This is a genomic window from Mycobacterium yunnanensis, from assembly GCF_025823185.1.
Classification (GTDB): domain Bacteria; phylum Actinomycetota; class Actinomycetes; order Mycobacteriales; family Mycobacteriaceae; genus Mycobacterium; species Mycobacterium yunnanensis.
The window spans coordinates 520,450-542,003 of the sequence record NZ_JACKVK010000011.1 but is presented as its reverse complement, the minus strand read 5'-3'; the positions used below and the strand labels follow the sequence as shown (position 1 = coordinate 542,003).

Genomic DNA, 21,554 nt, shown 5'->3' with positions numbered 1-21,554 from the left:
TTGGGCCCTCCCGTTGGCGCGACACATGCCCCGACGGGTTGGATATCCCTCAAGATGGACGTCGACTGACGCAAAGTTGACGCACGCAAGACTCGTGGGAGTCCGGCGGAACTCGTTGGGGAGGACACGCATGACGGGGCTTGGAACCCGGCTCGGCAAGACGATGGGGCGCTTGAGCGTCGCCGTCGTCGCGGTCATGGGTGCCGTGCTGCTCGTCGCACCCCTCGCGGCGGCCACGCCCCAGGAGGACGCCGACGCCGCCATCACCCAGGCCTGGGACGCCGGCGGCGGCGCAGGCGGACCCCTCGGCATCAAGGACGGTGGCGTCTACCCTGCGGGGGCCGGGTTCGGCCAGAACTTCGCCGGCGGCAAGATCTTCTTCACACCCGAGACCGGCGCGCATGCGATGGCGGGCGCGATCCTCGACGAATACCAGGCCCTTGGTGGTCCCGCCGACGGTGACCTCGGCTTTCCGACCATCGACGAGGGTGACGGCAAGGCTCCCGGCAGCCGCAACACGACCTTCAGTGCGGCCGACCGGCCGGTGATCTTCTGGACGCCCGACACCGGCGCCCACGTGGTGCGGGGCGCCGTCAACGCCGCCTGGGACAAGCTGGGCGGCTCGGCGGGCGTGCTGGGCGTGCCCACCGACGACGAGAAGTTCGACGGCGACGTCGTCAGCCAGACCTTCACCGGTGGCCAGATCACCTGGAACCGCACGACGAAGGCGTTCACGACGACGCCGCCGGAACTGGCAGACCAGCTCGCCGGCCTCGAGGTCCCCGGTGACGCGACGACCGCCATCGCCGCGGCGCGGCGCGCCGCGGGTGGGGCGTTGGGCCCGCTGGGCGCGCCGGACGGCGGGCAGTACGCCATCGGATCCGACGGCGCCGGCCAGAACTACGCCGGCGGCGCGATCTTCTACAGCCCGGCCACGGGCGCCAACGTCCTGACCGGGCAGGTACTCGCGAAGTACCAGAGCGTCGGCGGGCCCCAGGGCGACCTCGGCCTGCCCACCGGTGACGAAACCGACGGTGGGCTGGCGCCGATGAGCAAGGTCGCCCGTTTCGCGGCCGACGACGAGCCGGTCATCTTCTGGACCCCCGACTTCGGCGCCGTGATCGTGCGCGGGGCGATGAACGCGGCATGGACCAAGCTCGGTGGCGCAACCGGGCAGCTGGGTGCACCGACGGCCGACCAGGCCGTCGACGGGGACGTCGTGACCCAGAAGTTCAGTGGCGGTGCCATCTCGTGGAACCGGAAGAACAACGAGTTCACCACCGAGCCGGCAAGTCTGCAGTCTGCGCTGAAGGGGCTCGAGGTGCCCGGTGCCGCATCCGCGGAGGCGTCGGCCCCGGCGGCGAGCTCCGACGGCGACTCGTCGTGGTTTCGCCCCAACGTCTGGTGGCTGTTGGGAATCGTGCCGGTCCTGATTCTCATCGGCGTGGTGGGAGCGGCCGTGCTGTTGAACCGTCGCCGCCGCGATCGTTCGCCGCGCGACGAGTACGACGACGACTATGACGACGAGTACCGCGACGACGAGTACGAGGGCGACTACCCGGACGACCACTCCGGGCCCATCGCGGTGGGCGCGCGTGGCGTCGACTCCGACGAACCACACAGCACGTGGGCGACGCCTTCCGACGAGCACGCCGACCGCCGCACACCGACGCCCGACGGCGACACCCATGACGGGTTCGTCGCCGATCTGTCCGCCGATCAGGACGCGATCGAGACCGCCCCCACGCCGATCGTCCGCACCGTCGACGACGGGCCCGAGGCGCCGTGGTTCTCGGACCTGGACGAGCCGGAATCCGTCACCACTGCCGAGCCCGTCGTGGTCTCGGAGCCCGCCGCAGAGCCCGAGCCCCTCGCGGTGCCCGCGCCCGTCGGCGCGTTGGGGGCCACCGCCACCGACGACCCAGTGGTCGAGGATCCCGTCGCCGAGCCCGAACCAGAATTCGACAGTGGGCCGCCCAGCGGCCGGCACGCCGCAATTCACGTGGAGGAGCCGCTGGTGGCGGAGCCGTCGTTGCGAATTGCGCGCGGCGACCGCGTCGCCCCGTCCGGATACCCGATCAAGGCCGACACCAAGTCCGGGCTCTACTGGACGCCGGATAGCGGTGGCTACGACGACGTCCAGCCCGAAATCTGGTTCGCCAGTGAGGAGTTCGCGCTGACGAACGGCTTCGCCAAGGGGTAGCGGCGGGCTAGACCTTGCGAATCACGGTGACGACCTTGCCGAGGATGGCCGCGTCGTTGCCGGGAATGGGATCGAACGCGGGGTTGTGCGGCATCAGCCACACCTGACCCGCAGTGCGCTTGAACGTCTTCACCGTGGCCTCGCCGTCGATCATCGCCGCGACGATGTCACCGTTGTCGGCCACGTTCTGCTGCCGGATCACGACCCAGTCGCCGTCGCAGATCGCGGCGTCGACCATCGACTCGCCGACCACCTTGAGCAGGAACAGCGAGCCCTCGCCGACGAGTTCGCGTGGCAGCGGGAACACGTCCTCGACGGCCTCCTCGGCCAGAATCGGTCCGCCGGCGGCGATGCGGCCGAGGACGGGCACGAACGTGGGCACGGGCAAGGCGTCGGAGCCGGCGACGTCGGTGGTGACGGCGGGCTGACGCGACGGATCGTCGACCGCACGGACGTCGACGGCACGGGGCCGGTTCGCGTCGCGCCGTAGGTAGCCCTTGCGCTCCAGCGTGCGGAGTTGGTGGGCGACCGATGACGTCGAGGTCAACCCGACGGCGTCACCGATCTCGCGGATGCTTGGCGGATATCCACGGGTCGTCACCGACGTGCGGATGACTTCCAGGATGGTGCGCTGACGTTCGGTCAGAACCGTGTCGTTGCTCTCACTCATGGCGCCGAATGTAGTCTCCCCGACGCTCGGAATCAAACATGTGTTCGAGGCGTGTCGCGTTCGTTTCTTGGTGGACCGGACGTGTCGGTGGGTCCCGCTACGGTGTGCAACAGTTCGATCACGTGTTCTAGTAATCGAACACGTGAGCGATTAGCATTCGAACACGCAAGCGAATCGAGACCACTGGAAAGGCCCGCGAGATGACGATCATCACCCGAGAAGACCCCACCGACCTCGTCGTGCGGCCCATGCGGCCGGTGCGGCGCACCTCGCCCGGTGCGCGCCGGGGTCCTCGACCGCAGCGGCCCGCAGGTACGCCAATCGGTCATCGCGGCACCGGCGTCCTGATGTCGCGGGCCTCGCACCGCCGCAAGAAGGTGACCCCGCTCGCCACCGTCCTGCTGGCCCTCGTCGCGGCCGCGATCACGGTGTGGCTCGGGCTGGTCGCCGAGATGGCGACTCCGGCGTCGCCCGCAGGCACGCCGCCGCGCCTGGCCGTGGTGCAGGTGCAGGCCGGCGAATCGCTGGAGCAGCTCGCTCAGCGCATCGCCCCCGACGCCTCCGTGGGGGCGGTCGTCGACGAGATTCGCGACCTCAACGAATTGAAGACCGCGGCAGTGGATGCGGGGCAGACCCTCATCGCGCCGGTGGGGTGATCCCGGCATGCGCCGTCAATATCACTGCCGTGCAACGGTACGCTCGTATGCGACCGGAGTAAGTACGTGCGGCGAAGGAGCGGAAGTGCACTGTCCGTTCTGCCGTCACCCCGACTCGCGGGTGGTGGACTCCCGTGAGGCCGATGAAGGCCAGGCGATTCGTCGCCGCCGCTCGTGCCCCGAGTGTGGCCGCCGATTCACCACCGTCGAAACCGCGGTCTTGGCCGTCGTCAAGCGCAGCGGCGTCACCGAACCGTTCAGCCGCGAGAAGGTGATCAAGGGTGTGCGGCGCGCCTGTCAGGGCCGCGACGTCGACGACGACGCGCTGAACCTGCTGGCTCAGCAGGTCGAGGACGCCGTGCGGGCGGCCGGCTCGCCGGAGATCCCCAGCAACGAGGTGGGTTTGGCCATTCTCGGCCCGCTGCGCGACCTCGACGAGGTGGCCTATCTACGGTTCGCCTCTGTCTACCGGTCGTTCTCGTCGGCGGCCGACTTCGAGCGCGAGATCGAAGCGCTGCGCGCCCACCGGGGCGTGGCGTCGACCTGAGGCGGCGACGCCGGCGAGGACCCGGACCACGTCCGCGCGCAGGTCAGGTAGCGCTGCGCTCGTCGGCGCCCAGCGCGTCGAGTACGGCCACGCGCGTGTCGATCGATCCGGTCAGACCATCTTCGCTGACCCCGGCGCGCAACAGATCGCGCAGCGCCTCTTGGTCGTACACGGCCGGGTCGGTCGACCCGATGAACTTCTCCACCACCTCGACGAAGCGATCGGGGTCGTCGTGGAAGGGGAAGTGGCCGGACCCTTCGAAGACCTCGAGCTGCGCCCCCGGCATCGCGGTGTGTGCCATGCGGGCGTGGCTGACCGGGATCACCGAGTCCTGTGAACCCCAAATCAGTTGCACGGGAACGGATTCGGTCAAATAACATCGGTCGAGCATGGTGACCACCTGCCCCCGCCAGTCCACCACCGCGCGCAATGTCCTGGCGAACGCCGACGAGGCCGTGGGCTCGGGTAGGTCGGCCAGGATCCGCAGCATGTCCGGAACGTCGCGGCCGACGCCCGTCGACCCGAGCAGCGGACCACCGAGGCGTCCGACCAACTGAAGGGCGGGCAGCACGAGCGGGAGTCGCAGCAAGGCCAGCGCCTCGGTGCCGAGGGGGAGCGACGCGATGCGCAACGCCACGTTGACGTCCTTGGTCACCCCGCCGGCGCCCACCAGGATCAGCCGGTCCACCAGTTGCGGGAACTGGTAGGCGAACTGCATCGCCACGCCACCACCGAGGGAGTGGCCGACCACCGTGACTCGCTCGACGCCCAGAACGCTCAGGAGGTCGCGCATCCCGTTGGCATACGCCGCCACCGAGTAGTCGGCGCGCGGCTTGTCGGACTTGCCGTGACCGAGAAGGTCGGGCGCGATGACGGTGAAGCGTTGCGCGAGCTTGGACTGCACCGTGCTCCACGTCGTGGAGTTGTCGCCGATGCCGTGGATGAGCAGGATCACCGGTCCGGAACCGGCAATCCGGTAGGCGCGCCGGTAGCCGTGAATGGTCTTGTAGTGCAGCGTCGGAGTGAGCTCGCGCACGGGTCGTAGATTGGGCTTTCGCTCCGTCACGATCACCAACTTCGTCGTCGGGGCCGGCCCGACCGGTGACGGTCGGGCGGCCGATCAGGACCTGCTCTCTCCGTCACCGCCCGGGGAGTCGTCTCCGGTCTGCTCGGCGAGGAACCGTTCGAATTCGGCGCCGAGTTCCTCGCCACTGGGCAGGTCCTCGTCGCGCGCCAGCAGGGATCGGTTCTCTTGGGCAGCAACGAACGCATCGTACTGTCGCTCCAGCGCGGTCACCACTTGAGCGACCTCTTCGCTCGTCGAGACCTGCTCGTCGATCTTGGCGTGCACCTCCCGGCCCGCTTCGGTGAGCGGCCCCAACGGCAGACGCAGCGACGCAGTCTTGGCAACCTGTGCCAGCAGGGCCTCGGCCGCCGGTGGGTAATCCGTCTGGGCCAGGTAGTGCGGCACGTGCACGGTGTAACCCATGGCGTCGTGACCGTGCTGGGTCATCCGGTATTCGAGCAGGTTGGACACACTGGCTGGCACCTGAACCTCGCCCACCCACGGTTGGTGCTCGGCGATCAGGTCCTCGTCGGTGCCGTGCGCCGTCATGCTGATCGGCCTCGTGTGCGGAACGGCCATCGGTATCGTGCCGAGGCCGATGACCTGGCGCACCCCGAGACGCTCGGCCAGCAACCGCACCGCCGTGATGAAGCGTTCCCACCGCAAGTCCGGCTCCATGCCGGCGAGCAGCAGGAACGGCGTGCCCACGCTGTCGTGCAGCGCGTAGAGATTCAACTCGGGATCGTCGTAGTGGGTGAAGTGGTCGGTCTTGAACGTCATCAAAGGACGCCGGGAGCGGTAATCCAGCAACTCGTCGATCGCGAACGAGGCGACCAGTTCGGTGTCCAGGGAGTCCTTCAGGTGCGCCGCGGCGATCTTGATCACGTGACCGGCGTCGGAGAACCCTTCCAGTGCGTGGATCATCACCGGTCCGCGGCCGTCCTCCGACGACAGCTGCGGAGCGGGGAACTCCAGCTCGTAGATGCCCGTCTGCTCTGGTTGGTAGTGCTGCCCCGGATCGCCTGGGTGATCAGCCATGCCGCCTCGCCTCCTCGTGACCTCTAGTGTCCCGCACGTTGCGGATCTTGCCAGTGCGGCCCCTCTGATGAGTCGAACACCCGGCGCCGGCGGAGCCATTCCGCCAGCCCAGGCCCCAATCGGTTTCATCGGGCAAGATCAGACGATCATGCGTCACGCCAGGTTCGTTCCGTTCGCCGCCGCGGTGGTTCTGGCGGCCGCGTGTGGTCAGCCGGGGCCGGCGCCGCGAACCACGGCAACCTCGGCGGCGGCGGCCACCGCACGGACGCCGACGGTGGCGGCGACCGTCACGGCCGTGCCGCAATCACCCAACCCCCGGGTGGGGGCGATCTTCCTCGGCGGTCAGTCGCTGCACACGTGTTCGGCGTCGGTGGTGCACTCCACCACGGCGGACCTCATCTTGACCGCCGCGCATTGCCTGGCCGGGGGAATGGAGGGATGGTTCGTGCCGGCCTTCGTCGACAGTGCGGCCCCGCAGGAGTTCTGGCACGTCGACGCGGTGTACCTCGACCCGCGTTGGATGGCGACGCAGGATCCGCGAGCCGACTTCGCCGTCGCCCGCGTCAGCCGGACGGACGACGCGTCGGTCGAGAGCTCGGTCGGTGGCGGTCTGGCCCTGGGGTCGAGCCCGGACGCGGGCACCGACGTCGCCGTGACGGGCTACGGGCTTGGCGTCGGGGGATCGCCGGTCGGGTGCACCGCCCGCGTCGCGATGGACCGGGGGTATCCGGAGATCCGGTGCGCCGGCCTGGTCGACGGCACCAGTGGGTCGCCGTGGTTGGCGGGTAGCACCGTCGTCGGCGTCACCGGCGGCCTGGACGGCGGTGGGTGCGACGAAACCGTCTCCTACACACCGCCTTTCGGCGACGCGGTAGTCGACCTGCTACGCCGGGCCGAGGCGGCGGGACCGGCCGACGACGCCCCCTCGGCCTTCGTGGACGGCTGCTGATCAGGCCTTGAACTGGCTCAGTGCGCGCAGCTTGTTCATCACGTCCAACGCGGCGACCTTGTAGGCCTCGGAGAACGTCGGATAGTTGAACACGGCGTCGACGAGGTATTCGACCGTGCCGCCGCAGCCCATCACCGCTTGGCCGATGTGCACCATCTCGGTGGCGTTGGTGCCGAAGATGTGGACGCCGAGCAACTTGAGGTCCTCGGTGGAGACCAGCAGTTTGAGCATGCCGTAGGAGTCGCCGGCGATTTGACCGCGGGCCAGCTCCCGGTAGCGGGACACGCCGACCTCGTAGGGAATCGAATCCTTGGTCAGGTCGACCTCGCTGGCCCCGACGTAGGACACCTCCGGAATGGAGTAGATGCCGATCGGCTGCAACTCGGTCATCGCGTGTGCCGGCTCGCCGAACGCGTGATAGGCCGCCAGCCTGCCCTGGTCCATCGACGTGGCGGCCAGCGCGGGGAAACCGATCACGTCGCCGACGGCGTAGATGTGGTCGACCTTGGTTTGGTAGTCGTCGTCGACGAAGATCCGGCCCCGCGCGTCGGCCTCGAGCCCGGCGGCAGCCAGGTCGAGGTGCTCGGTCTGACCTTGCCTGCCGGCGGAGTACATCACGGTCTCCGCCGGGATCTGCTTGCCGCTGGCCAGCGTGGTGACGGTGCCCGTGGAGCCGACGTCCACCCCGGTCACCTCCTCGCCGAAGCGGAAGGTGACCGCGAGATCGCGCAGGTGAAAGCGCAGGGCCTCGACGATCTCGGGGTCGCAGAAGTCGAGCATGGTGGGCCGCTTCTCGACCACGGTGACCTTGGTGCCCAGTGCGGCGAACATCGACGCGTATTCGATGCCGATCACCCCGGCCCCGACGACGACCATCGACGTCGGGATGGTCTTCAGGTCAAGGATCCCGTCGGAGTCCAGTACCCGGGAGTCGTCGAACTCCACGCCCGAGGGGCGCAGAGGCTTGGTGCCGGTGGCGATCACGATGTTGCGCCCGGACACCGAGACGCTCTCCGCTCGGCTGGGATCCTCCACCTGCACGGTGTGGGCGTCGACGAAGCGCGCGTGCCCGACGTAGAGCTCGACGCGGTTGCGCATCAACTGCGAACGCACGACGTCGATCTCGCGTCCGATGACGTGCTGGGTGCGGGCCAGCAGATCGGCCGGGGTGATCTTCTCCTTGACCCGGTAGCTGGCGCCGTAGAGTTCGCGCTGGCTCATGCCGGTGAGGTAGACGACGGCCTCGCGCAGCGTCTTGGACGGGATGGTGCCGGTGTTGACGCAGACGCCACCGAGCATCAGACCGCGTTCGACCACGGCGACGGACTTGCCGAGCTTCGCCGCGGCGATGGCCGCCTTCTGCCCCCCGGGGCCGGAGCCGATGACGACGAGATCGTATTCCTGCATGGAACCCATGACGAACAGGTGTACGCCGCCCGGTGTCATCTTGCATGCCGGGTACGTCAACGTCAGGTGAACAACTGGCGTGGTGCGGACGCGCTCGGCGTCTCATCCTCAGACGCGGCTTCGTCCACAGCCTGCCCACGCCACCGCGTCTGGAGCGCGGCGACCGACGGTGGGGACTGCGAGGTTCGTGCCATGACGACTGATCGCACCTTCGACTTCCATCCGAGCCGACCCGCCGCGCTGCTGGCCACCCTTCCCGCCGTCCTCGGTTTCGTACCGGAGCGGTCCCTGGTCCTGGCCACCTTCGACGACGGCCACGTGGGCTGCGTCATGCGCGTGGACCTCAGCGACGACCTCAGCGACCCGCTCGACCAGATGGTCGAGGTGGCGGCGGTGGGGGGATCGGCGGCGGCCGTCGCCGTGATCGTCGACGAAGACGGCGCGGCATGCCGCATGTGCGTCGACGACCATCGGTGGTGGGCTCTGGTGCTCGACGAGATGTTGACCGCCCGCGGCGTCGACCTGCTCGCCACCTACGTGGTGGATCGGCTGGAGGCCGGCGGGCAGTGGCATCGCGCCGACGGTGCAGGGGATTCCGGCATGGTCGACGACCCGATGTCCTCGCCGATGGCGGCCGCCGCGGTGCTCGACGGGCGCCGCCTGTATGCGCGCCGCACCGAGGTGCAGGCCGTCGTCGAGGTCGACCCGGTCCGCGCCGAGAGCCTGCGGATGTCGCTGCTGGACGCCGAGCACGACGGCGAACTACGCCCCGACGCCGACGCTCGCCGCGACGTCGAACAGGCCTTGGCCGTGGCGCGTGGGCTGTCCGAGGGCATGCTGCCTGCCGACGAGGACCTCGCAGCCGTGGGCTGCGCCATCACCGACACCCGTGTCCGCGACACGCTCTACGCCTTGGCCGTGGGGCGGGAGGCCGACCGCGCCGAGGCGCTGTGGGCGATGATGGCGCGGTCGTTGCCCAACCCGTGGCGGGTCGAAGCGCTTGTTCTGCTGGCGTTCTCGGCCTACGCCCGCGGCGACGGGCCACTGGCGGGGGTGTCGCTGGAGGCGGCACTGAACTGCGACGCCAACCATCGAATGGCGGTCATGCTCGATCAAGCGCTGCAGTCGGGCATGCGACCCGAACAGATCCGTGACCTCGCGCAGACCGGCTACCGATTGGCCAAGCGGCTCGGGGTCCGGTTGCCGCCACGCCAGGACGTGGACAAGCGCGCGGGCTAGACCTTCTCGACCCGAACCGCGTGGGCCATGTGGTGGGGCAGCTCGACCTGCTCGTGTCCGGGGATGACGATCAGCACGCTGCCGTGGTCGGAGACCTGCACGGTGACCCTCGCGTCGGGCACGACGCCGGCGTCCTTCAGCCGGGCGATGAGCTCGACGTCGCCCTGGACGTGCTCGGTGAGCTGGCGGACCCGGACTGCGACGGGGAAGCCCGTCGGCAGCTCGGTGAGCCGCACCAAACTGACGTCCTCGGCGTCGGACATCGGGACCCCGAGTTCGGAGAGTCCGGGGATGGGGTTGCCGAACGGAGAGGTGGTCGGGTTGTCCAACACCTGAACCAGGCGCCGTTCGACGTCCTCGCTCATGACGTGTTCCCACCGGCACGCCTCGGCGTGCACTTCTTCCCAGGGCAGCCCGATGACGTCGACCAGCAGGCGCTCGGCGAGCCGGTGCTTGCGCATCACCGACACCGCCAGCGCACGGCCCTTGTCGGTCAGTTCGAGGTGGCGGTCACCCGCCACGTGCAGCAGGCCGTCACGCTCCATTCGCGACACCGTCTGACTGACGGTGGGCCCACTCTGCTCGAGGCGTTCGGCGATCCGGGCCCGCAGCGGCACCACGCCCTCTTCTTCAAGGTCGTAGATGGTGCGCAGGTACATCTCGGTGGTATCGATCAAGTCGTTCATTCGCAGCCCTCCGTTGCATGACGAGTCTACCGGTGACGGCGCCTGAACTGGGATGCAGCATGGCCGTGCGCCCGATGAACGACGCCATGCCCGCCGCGAGTGCGGCGGGCATGGCGTCGTGGTTGGTTGCGTGGGGGCTAGCTGGCGTAGGACCGCAGTCGCTCGGCGCGCTCGCCGTGGCGCAGCTTGGCCATGACCTCGCGCTCGATCTGGCGCACGCGTTCGCGGGACAGACCGAAGAGCTTGCCGATCTGGTCGAGGGTGCGCGGCTGACCGTCGTCGAGGCCGAAGCGCAGCCGGATGACCTGCTGCTCCCTCTCGTCCAGGGTGGCGAGCACGTGCCGGATGTCGGTGTGCAGCAACTCGGAGATGACGGCGTTCTCCGCCGACATCGCTTCCGCGTCCTCGATGAAGTCGCCCAGCGGAGCTTCCTCGTCGCTGCCGACCGGCATGTCGAGGCTTACCGGGTCGCGGCTGTGGGAGAGCAGGTCGGCGATCTTCTCAGCCGGAATGCCGGACTCCTCGGCGAGTTCCTCGTCGCTGGCGTCACGCCCAAGGTTCTGGTGCATCTCGCGCTTGATCCTGGCCAGCTTGTTGACCTGCTCGACGAGGTGGACGGGCAGCCGGATGGTGCGGCTTTGGTCGGCCATCCCTCGGGTGATGGCCTGCCGGATCCACCACGTGGCGTAGGTGGAGAACTTGAATCCCTTGGCGTAGTCGAACTTCTCCATCGCACGGATCAGGCCGAGGTTGCCCTCTTGGATGAGGTCGAGCAGGGGCATGCCGCGCCCGGTGTAGCGCTTCGCCAGGGAGACGACCAGTCGCAGGTTGGCCTCCAAGAGGTGGCGACGAGCGGCCTCGCCGTCGCGAACCACGGCGGCCAGTTCGCGTTTGCGAGTGTCTCCGAGCCGCTTCTTGGTCTCGAGCAGATGGCGTGCATACAGCCCAGCCTCGATGCGCTTGGCGAGCTCGACCTCATCGGCCGCGTTCAGCAAGGCAGTTTTGCCGATGCCGTTCAAATACACCCGCACGAGATCCGCGGCTGGGCTCTGGGAGTCCAAATCGGATTCGATGCGGCTTGCGGTGGCGTTTGCCATTACGGCCTCCTGCGTGGGCGGAACTGTCATGAGCTACAACGCTCGTCTGGCTCCAAGAGTTCCCACGGGGCTACGGTTTCACACCTTCTGACCTGCAGTTATCGAGCGACGACCTGAGATTCTCCTGAGAAAGCACGAAGAACTTCCACATCAGGGAACGTCGTGCTGCCACTGCGCCGAATCGGGTTGCGGCGCCGGCCTGGTGCGAGCCTGCAGTGCGGGGCGCTCCGCGGTGGGGAACAGGGGGATGCGGCCCTTGTCCTCGTAGCGCCGCGGTTCTTCGGCCTTGCGCGGCGGTCGGTCGTTGGCGATGAGCACCGCGATCCAGGGCAGGGGAATCGACCCCACCAAGATGGCGAGCGAGATCCACCCGTTGTGCCAGATTCCGTACGCGAGTGCGGCGGCAAGGAATACCGGAATTCGCCACGCCATGATCTTGAGGTACTTGCGAACTCTCAACCGGTGCTGTTCCTCGTAGGACAGCGCCGCGCGCGTGATGAGAACTGGTCGACCGTCGTCGTCGAAACTCAGCTCTTGGCCGTGTTTCATGCCTCCACTGTTCCACACATCTGGGGTCATCAATCGGTCCGGTTTCTTACAGATCGCTTCCCGGGCACAATGAAGTCATGGACACCCAGACCATCGAGCGCCCCGACACCGACGAACGCGTCGACGACGGGACGGATGACGACTCTCCCAAGGTCTTTCACTACGTCAAGAAGGACAAGATCGTTCAGAGCGCCGTGGAGGGCACCCACGTCGTCGCGCTGTGCGGCGAAGTCTTCCCGGTGACCAAGTCCGCCAAGCCTGGTTCGCCGGTCTGCGCGGACTGCAAACGGATCTACGAGCAACTCAAGAAGTAGAACCGGTCCGCTCACCGTTGCGCTCGTCGGCGCGGTCTTCCAGCCAGACCTTCAGCCGCTTGGCGTGTGTCTCGGGGGCTGGCCACTCCTCTTGGATGGCAGCGTTGAGTTCGGCGCCCATCATGATGGAGAAGCCCAGGAAGAACGCGAACAGCAGGAACGCGATTGGCGTCGCCAACGCGCCGTAGGTGTAGCCGGTGGCGGTGATCCACGTGAGGTAGATCCGCAGACCCAAGGTGGCCACCAGGAACACGATGGCAGCCAGCATCGCGCCGTAGACCAATCGGTGCGTGGGCAGCGGCCGGGGCAGCGCCACCCGGTAGAGGATGGTGATCGCGATGACCAGGGCGACGAACAGCACCGGGTAGTACCCGTAGCTCAGGACGTACTGCCAATTCTCCGGGATGTGCTCGGCGACCTTCATGGGTCCGATCGCCAGAAGTGGCGCCGTGGCGATGATGAACACCAGCCCGATCACGTACAGCCCGAGGGCATAGAAGCGCTGGCGCACCGGATGGCGAAGTTCGGTCTGATCGTGCGCCTCGACGACGGCGTCCACGAACGCCGACACCGCCGAGGACCCGGCCCACAGAGATATGACGAACCCCAGGGAGACCACCTCACCGCGGGCACCCGCCACGATGTCGGAGACCGTCGGAGCGATGATCTCGTTGACCACGTTGCGCGAGAACAAGTTTCCCGCGGTGCTCACCAGACGGTCTTGAATCGTCTGCAGGGTGTTCGGTCCAAAGAGCGGCGCGATGTAGGCCAAGCTGCCCAGCATCCCCAGGAGGAGCGGAGGTAGCGACAGCGCACTCCAGAAGGCCGCCGCCGCCGACTCCGAGAAGATCGAGTCGTCCCAACTCTTGCCAAGGGTGCGCTTCAGAACGGGCCACGCGTGGCGTCGGGACGGCTTGGCCGGTGTGTGCTCATCTGTCATGACACCACCAGCATTCACCACTGCGCACGATTGCGTGCGCAGTGGTGGGCTAGTCAATGCTTACGAATCGACCTTGCTGGTCTCCAGCACTGCCGCGAGCTCGACCAACTTGGCCTCGTGCTCATTGGCGTGGTGCTGGCAGAACAGCAGCACGGCGCCAGACGGCAATTTCGCCACGACACGGGCGGCGGCGCCGCATCGGTCGCAGCGATCAGCCCGAGTCAGCTCAGGGCTGGTCAGAGTTGCGTTCATGGCGCCTCCTCCATATCTGCTACGTGCTTTCTTCCACTCTGTCAGACGTTTTCACTTCCGGCCTTGTTCCCCGGTCGTTCACCGGTGTGTCGTGTCTCACCCGCGAAACGTTTCCGGGGGCACACTTGCCCCATGGCCCCCACTCCACGCGTACTACTACACCTGTGCACCACCGAGGAGTGGGCCGCCGCCCAGGCCACAGGGGAACGACGGCCCCCGTCGCTGAACGACCAAGGCTTCGTACATCTTTCGGCTCCCGAGCAGGTTCATCTGCCCGCCAACCGGCTCTTCGCCGGCCGCAAAGACATGATCGTTCTTCACCTGGATCCCGAATCCCTGGCCGATCCGGTGCGGTGGGAACCCGGCGTGCCCGGCGATCCAGAGGCGATGAACTTCCCGCATTTGTACGGTCCAATCCCGCTGGGGGCTGTGACGAGTGTCACCCCGTACGAACCTGATGACGACGGGCGTTTCGCCGAATGGGCTCACACCGACAGGTAGGCGTCGACCTCGATTTCGATCAAGAGATCGTCGGCGATGAGTGCCGAGACCTCGACCATGGTCGCCACCGGTCTGACGCTGCCGAAGATCTCCGCGTGGACGGCTCCGACCTCGCTCCAAGACGCAATGTCGGTGACGAACATTCGCGTACGAATCACGTCGCCGAGCGACGCGCCCACCTCACCCAGCGCAATCTCGATGCGCCGAAGGATCTCTCGCGTCTGGGTGGTGACGTCGGGGCCGGGGGCCGTCGTCCCCGCCACGACGACGAGCAGGCCGACCCGCACGGCGCGCGAGTATCCCACCCGAGCCTCGAAGGGCGAGCCGGAGGACACGTTGACCCGAAACGGCGTCATCACGTCGTCATCGCGGCCGGCACTTAGTCCAGGTAGTCGCGCAGGACCTGCGAGCGGCTGGGGTGGCGCAACTTCGACATGGTCTTGCTCTCGATCTGACGGATGCGCTCGCGCGTCACGCCGTAGACCTGACCGATCTCGTCCAGGGTGCGGGGCTGACCGTCGGTCAGGCCGAACCGCAGGCGCACGACGCCCGCCTCGCGCTCCGAGAGCGTCTCCAGCACCGACTGCAGCTGATCCTGCAGCAGGGTGAACGACACGGCGTCCACGGCCACCACGGCCTCGGAGTCCTCGATGAAGTCGCCGAGCTGGCTGTCACCCTCGTCGCCGATGGTCTGGTCCAGCGAGATCGGCTCACGCGCGTACTGCTGAATCTCCAGCACCTTCTCGGGCGTGATGTCCATTTCCTTGGCGAGCTCTTCCGGCGTGGGCTCTCGGCCCAGGTCCTGGAGCAGCTCACGCTGGATGCGGCCGAGCTTGTTGATGACTTCGACCATGTGCACGGGAATGCGGATGGTGCGGGCCTGGTCTGCCATGGCACGGGTGATGGCCTGACGGATCCACCAGGTGGCGTAGGTCGAGAACTTGTAACCCTTGGTGTAGTCGAACTTCTCGACCGCGCGGATCAAACCGAGGTTGCCTTCCTGGATGAGATCCAGGAACGCCATGCCGCGGCCGGTGTACCGCTTGGCCAGCGACACCACGAGGCGCAGGTTCGCCTCCAGCAGGTGATTCTTCGCCTTGTCGCCGTCACGGCAGATCCAGAGGTAGTCCCGCCGCTGAGCGGTGGTCAACTTCTCGCCCGCTTCGGCGAACTCGATCATCTTCTGCGTGCAGTAGAGGCCAGCCTCGATGCGCTTGGCCAGCTCGACCTCTTCCTCGGCGTTGAGCAGCGCGACCTTGCCGATCTGCTTGAGGTACGCACGCACCGAGTCCGCGGAGGCGGTGAGCTCGGCGTCCTTGCGGGCCTGTCGCAGCGCCTCGGACTCCTCTTCGTCCCACACGAAGTCGCCAGAGGCCTTGTCCTTCTCGGACGGCTCGGCGATGTCGTCGTCACCGGCGGCGTCGTCGGCTCCGTCCTTGGCGGGCTTCGCATCCGCCGCTGCGCCCTCGACGACGACGTCGTCGTCGACCTCGACGACTTCGAGGTCCTCGAGCTCGACGTCGGCCTCGAGGTCTCCGTCTGGTTCGGCGTCGAGTTCCTCGGCGGTGTCGAGAACCTCGCCGGTGGGCACCTCGCCGACCTCGCCCGCCTTCTTGGCCCGCGGCCCGGCCGCCTTCTTGGCGGGCGCCTTCGCGGCCCGCTTGGCGGGCGCGGCCTTGGCTGCCGCAGCCTTCTTGGCGGGAGCCTTGGTGGCGGTGCGCTTCGCCGGATCCTCGATCGCCGGGCTTACCTTCGTCGCTGCCACGTGCACCCCTTCGGTCTTGCGATCGGTGGCGTGGGCGTGCGCCACCGTAAAACGTCGACTGTCTGTTGATGGCGTTTGTTATCTGCTTGGATACCTGCCGCCATCCGTGATGAGGCCGCCGATCACCATTGTAACGACAGAGTGAGGAACTGCCGCTACGAGTGAAGAATTGGCAGCCCACGCGCGTGGCGACGGCGCGTGTCGACCTACGGGGTGGCGTCAGTGGCGGCCGGATGGCCCCGGGGGACAGACGATTGCCAGAACTCCGCACGTTGCGACGCATTTCCGCAGATGGCAGGGCCCCCGGGGCCCGTGACGAGAACGAAGACCTCGTGATTACCCCACGGTCGATTCCGGCCAAGTCAAGCGGATGTATTTGCTAACTGCAATGATGATTGACGTGCCCGTGGCATCGGTGAGTCGCTCGGGGGAGCGCCAAGCGGTCGACGACCTCCTTGGCGGCGTCGGCACGGTTCCCGCCGCCCTGGTGATCGCCGGCGAACCCGGAATCGGCAAGACCACCCTGTGGCTCTACGGCGTGGAACGCGCGCGCGAACAGGGATTCCGCGTGCTGTCCACGCGCGCCGACGAGGCGGAGTCGGTGCTGGCCTACGCCGCGGTCGCCGACCTGCTGCACGACGTCGAGTCCGAGGTGCTTCGTGATTTGACCGACCTGCAACGCGTCGCCGTCGACAGAGTGCTGCTGAGAACCGGCGCCGACGGCCCGCCCACCGACCACCGCACCACCGGGTCTGCCCTGGCAGCAGTCCTCGTCGCGATGGCCGTCCGGCAGCCGATTCTGCTGGCGATCGACGACGTCCAATGGCTGGACGTGTCCAGTCAGGCGGTGCTGGCCGTCGCCGCGCGGCGCCTCGGCGGCCGTGTCGCGCTGCTGCTCACCGGTCGCGCACACGCCACCGAGCCCGACCCGGCCGACTGGCTTCACCTACCGGCTCCGGACACGATCGAGCGGGTCCGCGTCGGTCCGCTGAGCCTGCACGCCCTGCACACCATGATCCTGGAGCGCTTCGGCAGGGCGCTGCCGCGCCCGACCATGGTCCGCATCGCCGAGGTGTCCGGTGGCAATCCCTTCTACGCGCTCGAGCTGGCCCGGGGCGTCGACGGCCGGTCCCCGGTGGGGGACGCGGTCCTGCCGAGCACCCTCACCGAGCTGGTGCGACTGCGCACCGAGCGTTTCGACGGCCAGGTGGGTGACATGCTGCTGGCCGCGTGCTCGGTCGGCGAGCCGACGGTCGACCTCATCGCCGAAGTCGCCGAGCTGCCGGTGGCACGCGTCGTCGAGCTGCTGGACGGCCCCGAGCGCGAGGGGATCCTCCGTCTCGACGGCAACAGGGTTGTGTTCGCCCATCCGCTGCTGGCCCGCGGCATCTACACCCACGCGGGCCCGGCGCGCCGCCGCCGGATGCACCGCGCGTTGGCAGCGGTGGAGAAGCGACCCGAACTCAAGGCCCGACACATGGCGTTGGGCGCGGCCAGTGCCGAGCCGGCCACCCTGCAGGCCCTCGACGACGCGGCCTGCGCCGCCGTGGGTCGCGGTGCCGCCGCGGCCGCCGCCGATCTGTACGAACTGGCAATCGGGCTCGGCGGTGACACGCCGACCCGCCGGCTCCGAGCAGCCGAGCAACACCTTCGGGCCGGCGACACCAACCGGGCCCGCAGGACGATCGAACCGACGCTCGACGGGTTCGACTCCGGAGCCCAGCGCGCCGCGGCGCTCAACCTCCTCGGCGCCGCCAGGATGGCCGACCACGACTATCCGGGTGCGCTGCCGCTGCTCGGCGAGGCCGTCACCCAGGCCGCCGACGAGCCGGCCCTGCTGGTCGAGGCAACCTTGCACTTCTCGCGGGCACTGTCCATGAGCGGACAGCACGAGGAGGCACTACGCCAGGCGAAGGCCGCCGTCGCCCACGCCGAAGGGCTCGGCGACGGGAAGCTGGTGAGTCAGGCGCTCTCGCTGAGCGTTCTGCTCGACTGTGCCCGCGGCCTCCGGCGCGACGGCCCGGCACTCGTGCGCGCACTGGACCTCGAAGCGCCCGATCCCGACGTCGCGGCGCCCTGCCGGGCCAGTGTCGTCGACGCGGTGACGACGTCCTGGATGGGCGATCTCGAGGAGGGTCTCGCCGGCCTCATCGCCGCGCGTCGACGCAGTGTCGAGATGGGTTCGGACGCCGATTTCGTCTTCGTCTCCGGCCATCTCGCCATGGTCTACACGTGGCTGGGCCGGTACTCGGTGGCGTCGGACGTGGCCGAGGACGTCATGCGCCGAGGGGAGCAGCTCGGCGGTGGCTACCCGGTGGTCGTGGGCCGGACCCACCGCGCCGTGGCGTCGGCGTACCTGGGCCGCGAGCGGGTCGCCCGCGAAGACGCACGGGTGGCAATCGCCGGAGCCAAACAGTGCGGGGCCCCGTTCTTGACGATTCGGCCCCTCATCGCACTCGGCTTCCTCGAGGTGTCCCTCGGCAATCACGAGAAGGCCCTGAAAGTGTTGCAGCCGTTGCTGATTGCTCGCCGCGACGGCAGCGTCCGAGACATCTTTCCGGCGACGTTCATGCCGGACGCGGTCGAAGCGCTGGTTGCCCTCGGCCGGTTGGACGAGGCAGTGCCGCTCGTCGAGGCGCTCGAACTGCACGGTGCCGCCCTGGATCGACCGTGGTTGCTGACCGCGGGCGCCCGCGGTCGAAGCATGCTGCAGGCGGCCACGGGCGATCTCGCGGCTGCCGAGGAGACGCTCCGGGGGGCTCTCGTGCAGCACGACCGCCTGGCGATGCCGTTCGAGCTGGCCCGTACCCAGCTGTTCCTCGGACAGGTGTTGCGCCGTCAGCGCAAGAAGAACTTGGCGGCGACGGTGCTGCGCGACGCCTTCGACACGTTCGGAGAACTCGGGGCCCGGGTGTGGGCCACGCGCGTGGGGGCGGAGCTCGAACGGACCGACGCGCCACGCACCGGTCGGTCCGACCTGACCCCGTCGGAATTGCGGGTGGCCAGACTGGCGGCGACGGGCAAGTCCAACAAGGACATCGCCACGGCGCTGTTCATCAGTCCGAAGACCGTCGAGCACAACCTCAGCAGTGTCTACCGCAAGCTGGCCGTCCGCACCCGTTCCGAATTGGCCAGTCGGGCAAGCGAACTCGTCTTCGACTAGGCGCCTGCGGCGTCGGCTGCCATCGCGGCGCCCACGATGCCCGCTTCGTTTTGCAGGGCGGCACCGACGACCGGAGTCCTGTTCCCCAGCAACGGAATCCACTTGTCGGCCTTGCGGCTGATACCGCCGCCGGCGATGAAGAGGTCTGGCCAGATGGCGTTCTCGATCGCCACGAGCACCTTGGTGACCTCCTTGGTCCAGCGCTCGTAACTCCAGTCCTTGGCTTCCTTGATCGACGACGCGGCGCGGTGCTCGGCCTCCTTGCCGCCGACCTCGAGATGCCCAAACTCGGTGTTGGGCAACAGCACTCCGTTGTGTATGACTGCAGACCCGATGCCGGTGCCGAAGGTGAGCAGGACGATCACGCCGGTGTTGTCCTTGCCGGCGCCGAACTTCTCCTCGGCCAGACCGGCGGCGTCGGCGTCGTTGAGCACCGTGACCCGCCGGCCACCCAGCTCCGCGCCAATCACCTCCTGGGCGTCGACGCCGATCCAGCCCTTGTCGACGTTCGCGGCGGTCTGCACGATGCCCCCGGTGACCACGCCGGGGTAGGTGACGCCGAGAGGACCGTCCCAGCCGAACTGCTCGACGACCGCGGCGATCGTCTTGGCGACGGCGTCGGGGGTCGACGGCTGTGGTGTCGCGAGCTTGTAGCGTTCACCGATCAGCTGACCGGTGTCCAGGTCGACGACGCCGCCCTTCACCCCGCTGCCACCCACGTCGACTCCGAAGCCGCGACGCGCGGAACTGCCGTCAGTCGATGCGGGGGTTGAACTCTCGGTCATTGAGCGCTCCTCTACACGCGGCCGTCAGGTGCGACGCCAACCACACCCTAGTGCCTCACCACGAGCGATGTGTTGCGATGAAGGGGTGACCGTCGACCATGATCCAGAGCACCTGCGCGCCGTCGCCGAGCGACTTGCCGAGGAGGCCGCCGCCTTCGTCAGGAGGCGCCGCGCCGAGGTGTTCGGCGCCGATTCGCCGCCCGACGCCGCCGCGGCGACGCGAACCAAGAGCACCCCGACCGACCCGGTCACCATCGTCGACACGGAGACCGAGCGGCTGTTGCGCGAACGGCTCGCCGAGTTGCGGCCTGGCGACCCGATCGTGGGCGAGGAGGAAGGCGGCTCGGCCGTCGGGCACGCGGGCACGCCGACCTGGGTGCTCGACCCCATCGACGGCACGGTCAACTTCCTCTACGGCCTCGAGGCCTATGCGGTGTCGGTCGGCGTGCAGATCGACGGCCGGTCGGTGGCGGGCGCCGTCGCGAACGTCCCCACCGGCGAGACGTTCTCCGCCGCCCTGGGTGCCGGGTCGCACCTCCGTCGCGACGGTGCGTCGACGCGGCTGCGCTGTAACCCGGTCGACGACCTGTCGATGGCCTTGGTGGGCACCGGGTTTGCCTACTCCCCGCAGCGGCGTCTGCAGCAGGCCGAGGTGATGGCCCGGTTGATCCCCGGCGTCCGCGACGTTCGCCGCGTCGGCTCGTGCGCACTGGACCTGTGCATGGTGGCCGCCGGCCGTCTCGACGCGTACTACGAGCTAGGAGTCAACGTGTGGGACTGGGCCGCGGGTGCGCTGATCGCCGCGGAGGCGGGCGCGACGATGATCTTGCCGCCGGTCGAGGATGCGGGGGAGGGTGGGCTCATCGTCGCCGCCGCCCCGGGTGTCGCGCAGCAGTTCGAGGACGCTCTCCGCGGCGCCGGCGCGATGTGACGGTCAGCAGGCTGCGGTGTGGATCTTCTTGATCAGCGCCGCGTCGGCCGGCTGGGTCGCGTCGGGCCGCAGGCTGGCGAGCACCGCGTCGATGTCGTCGTTGTGGCTGACGTCGGAGAACTCGGTGCCCACCGCCAGGTCGACGGTGTCGTCGGGGCGCTGATCCTGAAAGAGTTCGGTACACGGGGCGACGAGCCACAGCGCCGCGGCGGCGGCTTGCCCGGCCGGTCCGAACCGGATTTGTCCCTGGCACTGCAGCCGGGTGTTCTCGTAGACGGTGTCGTTGCCCGCCGTGGGCGGGGCGAACCCGAGGTCGCGCAGGGCTCCGGCGACCTCACCGGCCTGCCCGCCCTGGCCGCTGGCGTTCAGCACGCGGATCTTGGTGTCGGCGAGCTTGGCCGGCATGACGTCCATCATCGTCGCGGGGGTCACCGGCGCGCCGAGAGCCGTCTGGGTGGCGTCGGCCATCGGTGGCGGGGGATTGCAGGCGGCCTGTTGCCGTACGTCGGGTGTCTGGTTGAAGGCGACGACCCAGACGATCAGGGTGACGACGGCAAGCGCCACCAGCACCACGATGCCGGGTATGACGTTGCGTCGGCGAAACGGCCGACCGTGCTTGTCGAAGGCCGTACCCGAGGTGATCTGCGCTACCACCCCTGCACTGTAAGGGCAGGGGTGCGCGGCGGTCGCCACCAGGTCTTTTGTCTCGTGATATAAATCACAATCAATCTGGCGCCTCCTTGGGCACGAATCGTTTGGCGGATGCGTTCAGCGCTGATACAAAGCTCTGTCGCAC

The 21,554-nt window shown here is 68.3% G+C and carries 22 protein-coding genes; 9 read left to right on the top strand and 13 right to left on the bottom strand.

From position 1 onward, the window contains the following. Positions 1–130 precede the first annotated feature (130 nt). Positions 131–2,203: an LGFP repeat-containing protein gene (locus H7K45_RS22385; RefSeq protein ID WP_263998164.1), complete on the top strand. Its 2,073-nt coding sequence runs from the start codon at positions 131–133 to the stop codon at positions 2,201–2,203. 7 nt (positions 2,204–2,210) lie between these two features. Here the strand turns inward: H7K45_RS22385 and lexA are convergent, their stop codons facing one another. Then, positions 2,211–2,873 (bottom strand): transcriptional repressor LexA, encoded by a 663-nt coding sequence (lexA, locus tag H7K45_RS22380; RefSeq protein ID WP_263998163.1) that lies wholly within the window; start codon positions 2,871–2,873, stop codon positions 2,211–2,213. Positions 2,874–3,073: 200 nt separating this feature from the next. Between lexA and H7K45_RS22375 the strand changes: the two genes are divergently transcribed. Together H7K45_RS22375 and nrdR are read left to right on the top strand one after the other, a co-directional pair. Continuing rightward, complete coding sequence (locus H7K45_RS22375) at positions 3,074–3,529, top strand: LysM peptidoglycan-binding domain-containing protein (RefSeq protein ID WP_372512611.1); 456 nt, start codon at positions 3,074–3,076, stop codon at positions 3,527–3,529. Positions 3,530–3,614: 85 nt separating this feature from the next. Continuing rightward, a complete protein-coding gene (gene nrdR, locus H7K45_RS22370; protein ID WP_149478881.1) occupies positions 3,615–4,076 on the top strand; it encodes a transcriptional regulator NrdR in 462 nt (153 codons plus the stop codon). A 43-nt stretch (positions 4,077–4,119) separates the two neighbouring features. On the opposite strand, the gene H7K45_RS22365 is transcribed toward nrdR, so the two are convergent. Both H7K45_RS22365 and H7K45_RS22360 read right to left on the bottom strand, forming a co-directional pair. Further along, positions 4,120–5,142, bottom strand: a complete 1,023-nt coding sequence (locus H7K45_RS22365; RefSeq protein ID WP_263998162.1) for an alpha/beta fold hydrolase — start codon at positions 5,140–5,142, stop codon at positions 4,120–4,122. Between the two features lie 54 nt (positions 5,143–5,196). Beyond that, positions 5,197–6,180 (bottom strand): proteasome assembly chaperone family protein, encoded by a 984-nt coding sequence (locus tag H7K45_RS22360; protein ID WP_263998161.1) that lies wholly within the window; start codon positions 6,178–6,180, stop codon positions 5,197–5,199. 67 nt (positions 6,181–6,247) lie between these two features. Here H7K45_RS22360 and H7K45_RS22355 point away from each other — a divergent pair, with 67 nt between their 5' ends. Then, positions 6,248–7,129, top strand: a complete 882-nt coding sequence (locus H7K45_RS22355) for a trypsin-like serine peptidase (RefSeq protein ID WP_263998160.1) — start codon at positions 6,248–6,250, stop codon at positions 7,127–7,129. Here H7K45_RS22355 and sthA read toward each other — a convergent pair whose 3' ends face one another. After that, positions 7,130–8,536, bottom strand: coding sequence for a Si-specific NAD(P)(+) transhydrogenase (sthA, locus tag H7K45_RS22350; RefSeq protein ID WP_263998406.1), 1,407 nt, complete (start codon positions 8,534–8,536; stop codon positions 7,130–7,132). Between the two features lie 192 nt (positions 8,537–8,728). On the opposite strand from sthA, the gene H7K45_RS22345 reads away from it, so the two are divergent. Next, on the top strand, positions 8,729–9,775 hold the full coding sequence (locus H7K45_RS22345; RefSeq protein ID WP_263998159.1) for a DUF4192 domain-containing protein: 1,047 nt from the start codon (positions 8,729–8,731) through the stop codon (positions 9,773–9,775). Here H7K45_RS22345 and H7K45_RS22340 read toward each other — a convergent pair. The 3 genes from H7K45_RS22340 to H7K45_RS22330 form a co-directional block, all read right to left on the bottom strand. Further along, on the bottom strand, positions 9,772–10,461 hold the full coding sequence (locus H7K45_RS22340; protein ID WP_263998158.1) for an iron-dependent transcriptional repressor DtxR: 690 nt from the start codon (positions 10,459–10,461) through the stop codon (positions 9,772–9,774). The genes H7K45_RS22345 and H7K45_RS22340 overlap by 4 nt on opposite strands. Before the next feature lie 137 nt (positions 10,462–10,598). After that, positions 10,599–11,558, bottom strand: coding sequence for a sigma-70 family RNA polymerase sigma factor (locus H7K45_RS22335; RefSeq protein ID WP_263998157.1), 960 nt, complete (start codon positions 11,556–11,558; stop codon positions 10,599–10,601). Positions 11,559–11,708: 150 nt separating this feature from the next. Then, complete coding sequence (locus tag H7K45_RS22330) at positions 11,709–12,107, bottom strand: DUF3099 domain-containing protein (protein ID WP_263998156.1); 399 nt, start codon at positions 12,105–12,107, stop codon at positions 11,709–11,711. A 77-nt stretch (positions 12,108–12,184) separates the two neighbouring features. Between H7K45_RS22330 and H7K45_RS22325 the strand changes: the two genes are divergently transcribed. Beyond that, positions 12,185–12,421 carry a DUF3039 domain-containing protein gene (locus tag H7K45_RS22325; protein ID WP_263998155.1) on the top strand — a complete coding sequence of 79 codons (237 nt, stop codon included), beginning with the start codon at positions 12,185–12,187 and terminating at the stop codon, positions 12,419–12,421. Here the strand turns inward: H7K45_RS22325 and H7K45_RS22320 are convergent. Beyond that, entirely contained in the window at positions 12,411–13,361 is a 951-nt protein-coding gene (locus tag H7K45_RS22320) for a YihY/virulence factor BrkB family protein (RefSeq protein WP_263998154.1), read from the bottom strand. The two genes, H7K45_RS22325 and H7K45_RS22320, sit on opposite strands and share 11 nt — an antisense overlap. Positions 13,362–13,421: 60 nt before the next feature. After that, on the bottom strand, positions 13,422–13,613 hold the full coding sequence (locus H7K45_RS22315) for a DUF7455 domain-containing protein (protein ID WP_056548606.1): 192 nt from the start codon (positions 13,611–13,613) through the stop codon (positions 13,422–13,424). Positions 13,614–13,745: 132 nt separating this feature from the next. Between H7K45_RS22315 and H7K45_RS22310 the strand changes: the two genes are divergently transcribed. Further along, entirely contained in the window at positions 13,746–14,114 is a 369-nt protein-coding gene (locus H7K45_RS22310) for a DUF952 domain-containing protein (protein ID WP_263998153.1), read from the top strand. On the opposite strand, the gene H7K45_RS22305 is transcribed toward H7K45_RS22310, so the two are convergent. Both H7K45_RS22305 and H7K45_RS22300 read right to left on the bottom strand, forming a co-directional pair. After that, a complete protein-coding gene (locus tag H7K45_RS22305) occupies positions 14,099–14,470 on the bottom strand; it encodes a RidA family protein (protein WP_263998152.1) in 372 nt (123 codons plus the stop codon). The genes H7K45_RS22310 and H7K45_RS22305 overlap by 16 nt on opposite strands. A 23-nt stretch (positions 14,471–14,493) precedes the next feature. Then, entirely contained in the window at positions 14,494–15,924 is a 1,431-nt protein-coding gene (locus H7K45_RS22300; RefSeq protein WP_263998151.1) for an RNA polymerase sigma factor, read from the bottom strand. A 343-nt stretch (positions 15,925–16,267) separates the two neighbouring features. Between H7K45_RS22300 and H7K45_RS22295 the strand changes: the two genes are divergently transcribed. Further along, on the top strand, positions 16,268–19,042 hold the full coding sequence (locus H7K45_RS22295) for a helix-turn-helix transcriptional regulator (protein ID WP_263998150.1): 2,775 nt from the start codon (positions 16,268–16,270) through the stop codon (positions 19,040–19,042). Here H7K45_RS22295 and ppgK read toward each other — a convergent pair. Beyond that, entirely contained in the window at positions 19,039–19,827 is a 789-nt protein-coding gene (gene ppgK / locus H7K45_RS22290) for a polyphosphate--glucose phosphotransferase (protein WP_263998149.1), read from the bottom strand. The two genes, H7K45_RS22295 and ppgK, sit on opposite strands and share 4 nt — an antisense overlap. Positions 19,828–19,894: 67 nt before the next feature. Between ppgK and H7K45_RS22285 the strand changes: the two genes are divergently transcribed. Then, on the top strand, positions 19,895–20,758 hold the full coding sequence (locus tag H7K45_RS22285; RefSeq protein WP_263998148.1) for an inositol monophosphatase family protein: 864 nt from the start codon (positions 19,895–19,897) through the stop codon (positions 20,756–20,758). Positions 20,759–20,761: 3 nt separating this feature from the next. Here the strand turns inward: H7K45_RS22285 and cei are convergent, their stop codons facing one another. Then, positions 20,762–21,412, bottom strand: a complete 651-nt coding sequence (gene cei / locus H7K45_RS22280) for an envelope integrity protein Cei (protein WP_263998147.1) — start codon at positions 21,410–21,412, stop codon at positions 20,762–20,764. Between the last annotated feature and the right edge of the window lie 142 nt (positions 21,413–21,554).

Bases quoted from the DNA above. Each gene is read 5' to 3' on its own strand.
- H7K45_RS22310 (WP_263998153.1), top strand. From the start codon at position 13,746: ATGGCCCCCACTCCACGCGTACTACTACACCTGTGCACCACCGAGGAG.
- H7K45_RS22345 (WP_263998159.1), top strand. From the start codon at position 8,729: ATGACGACTGATCGCACCTTCGACTTCCATCCGAGCCGACCCGCCGCG.
- H7K45_RS22330 (WP_263998156.1), bottom strand. From the start codon at position 12,107: ATGAAACACGGCCAAGAGCTGAGTTTCGACGACGACGGTCGACCAGTT.
- H7K45_RS22340 (WP_263998158.1), bottom strand. From the start codon at position 10,461: ATGAACGACTTGATCGATACCACCGAGATGTACCTGCGCACCATCTAC.
- H7K45_RS22285 (WP_263998148.1), top strand. From the start codon at position 19,895: ATGTGTTGCGATGAAGGGGTGACCGTCGACCATGATCCAGAGCACCTG.
- H7K45_RS22375 (WP_372512611.1), top strand. From the start codon at position 3,074: ATGACGATCATCACCCGAGAAGACCCCACCGACCTCGTCGTGCGGCCC.
- H7K45_RS22315 (WP_056548606.1), bottom strand. From the start codon at position 13,613: ATGAACGCAACTCTGACCAGCCCTGAGCTGACTCGGGCTGATCGCTGC.
- H7K45_RS22360 (WP_263998161.1), bottom strand. From the start codon at position 6,180: ATGGCTGATCACCCAGGCGATCCGGGGCAGCACTACCAACCAGAGCAG.
- H7K45_RS22325 (WP_263998155.1), top strand. From the start codon at position 12,185: ATGGACACCCAGACCATCGAGCGCCCCGACACCGACGAACGCGTCGAC.
- H7K45_RS22385 (WP_263998164.1), top strand. From the start codon at position 131: ATGACGGGGCTTGGAACCCGGCTCGGCAAGACGATGGGGCGCTTGAGC.
- H7K45_RS22355 (WP_263998160.1), top strand. From the start codon at position 6,248: ATGAGTCGAACACCCGGCGCCGGCGGAGCCATTCCGCCAGCCCAGGCC.
- ppgK (WP_263998149.1), bottom strand. From the start codon at position 19,827: ATGACCGAGAGTTCAACCCCCGCATCGACTGACGGCAGTTCCGCGCGT.
- H7K45_RS22305 (WP_263998152.1), bottom strand. From the start codon at position 14,470: ATGACGCCGTTTCGGGTCAACGTGTCCTCCGGCTCGCCCTTCGAGGCT.
- H7K45_RS22320 (WP_263998154.1), bottom strand. From the start codon at position 13,361: ATGACAGATGAGCACACACCGGCCAAGCCGTCCCGACGCCACGCGTGG.
- H7K45_RS22335 (WP_263998157.1), bottom strand. From the start codon at position 11,558: ATGGCAAACGCCACCGCAAGCCGCATCGAATCCGATTTGGACTCCCAG.
- sthA (WP_263998406.1), bottom strand. From the start codon at position 8,536: ATGCAGGAATACGATCTCGTCGTCATCGGCTCCGGCCCCGGGGGGCAG.
- lexA (WP_263998163.1), bottom strand. From the start codon at position 2,873: ATGAGTGAGAGCAACGACACGGTTCTGACCGAACGTCAGCGCACCATC.
- H7K45_RS22295 (WP_263998150.1), top strand. From the start codon at position 16,268: ATGATGATTGACGTGCCCGTGGCATCGGTGAGTCGCTCGGGGGAGCGC.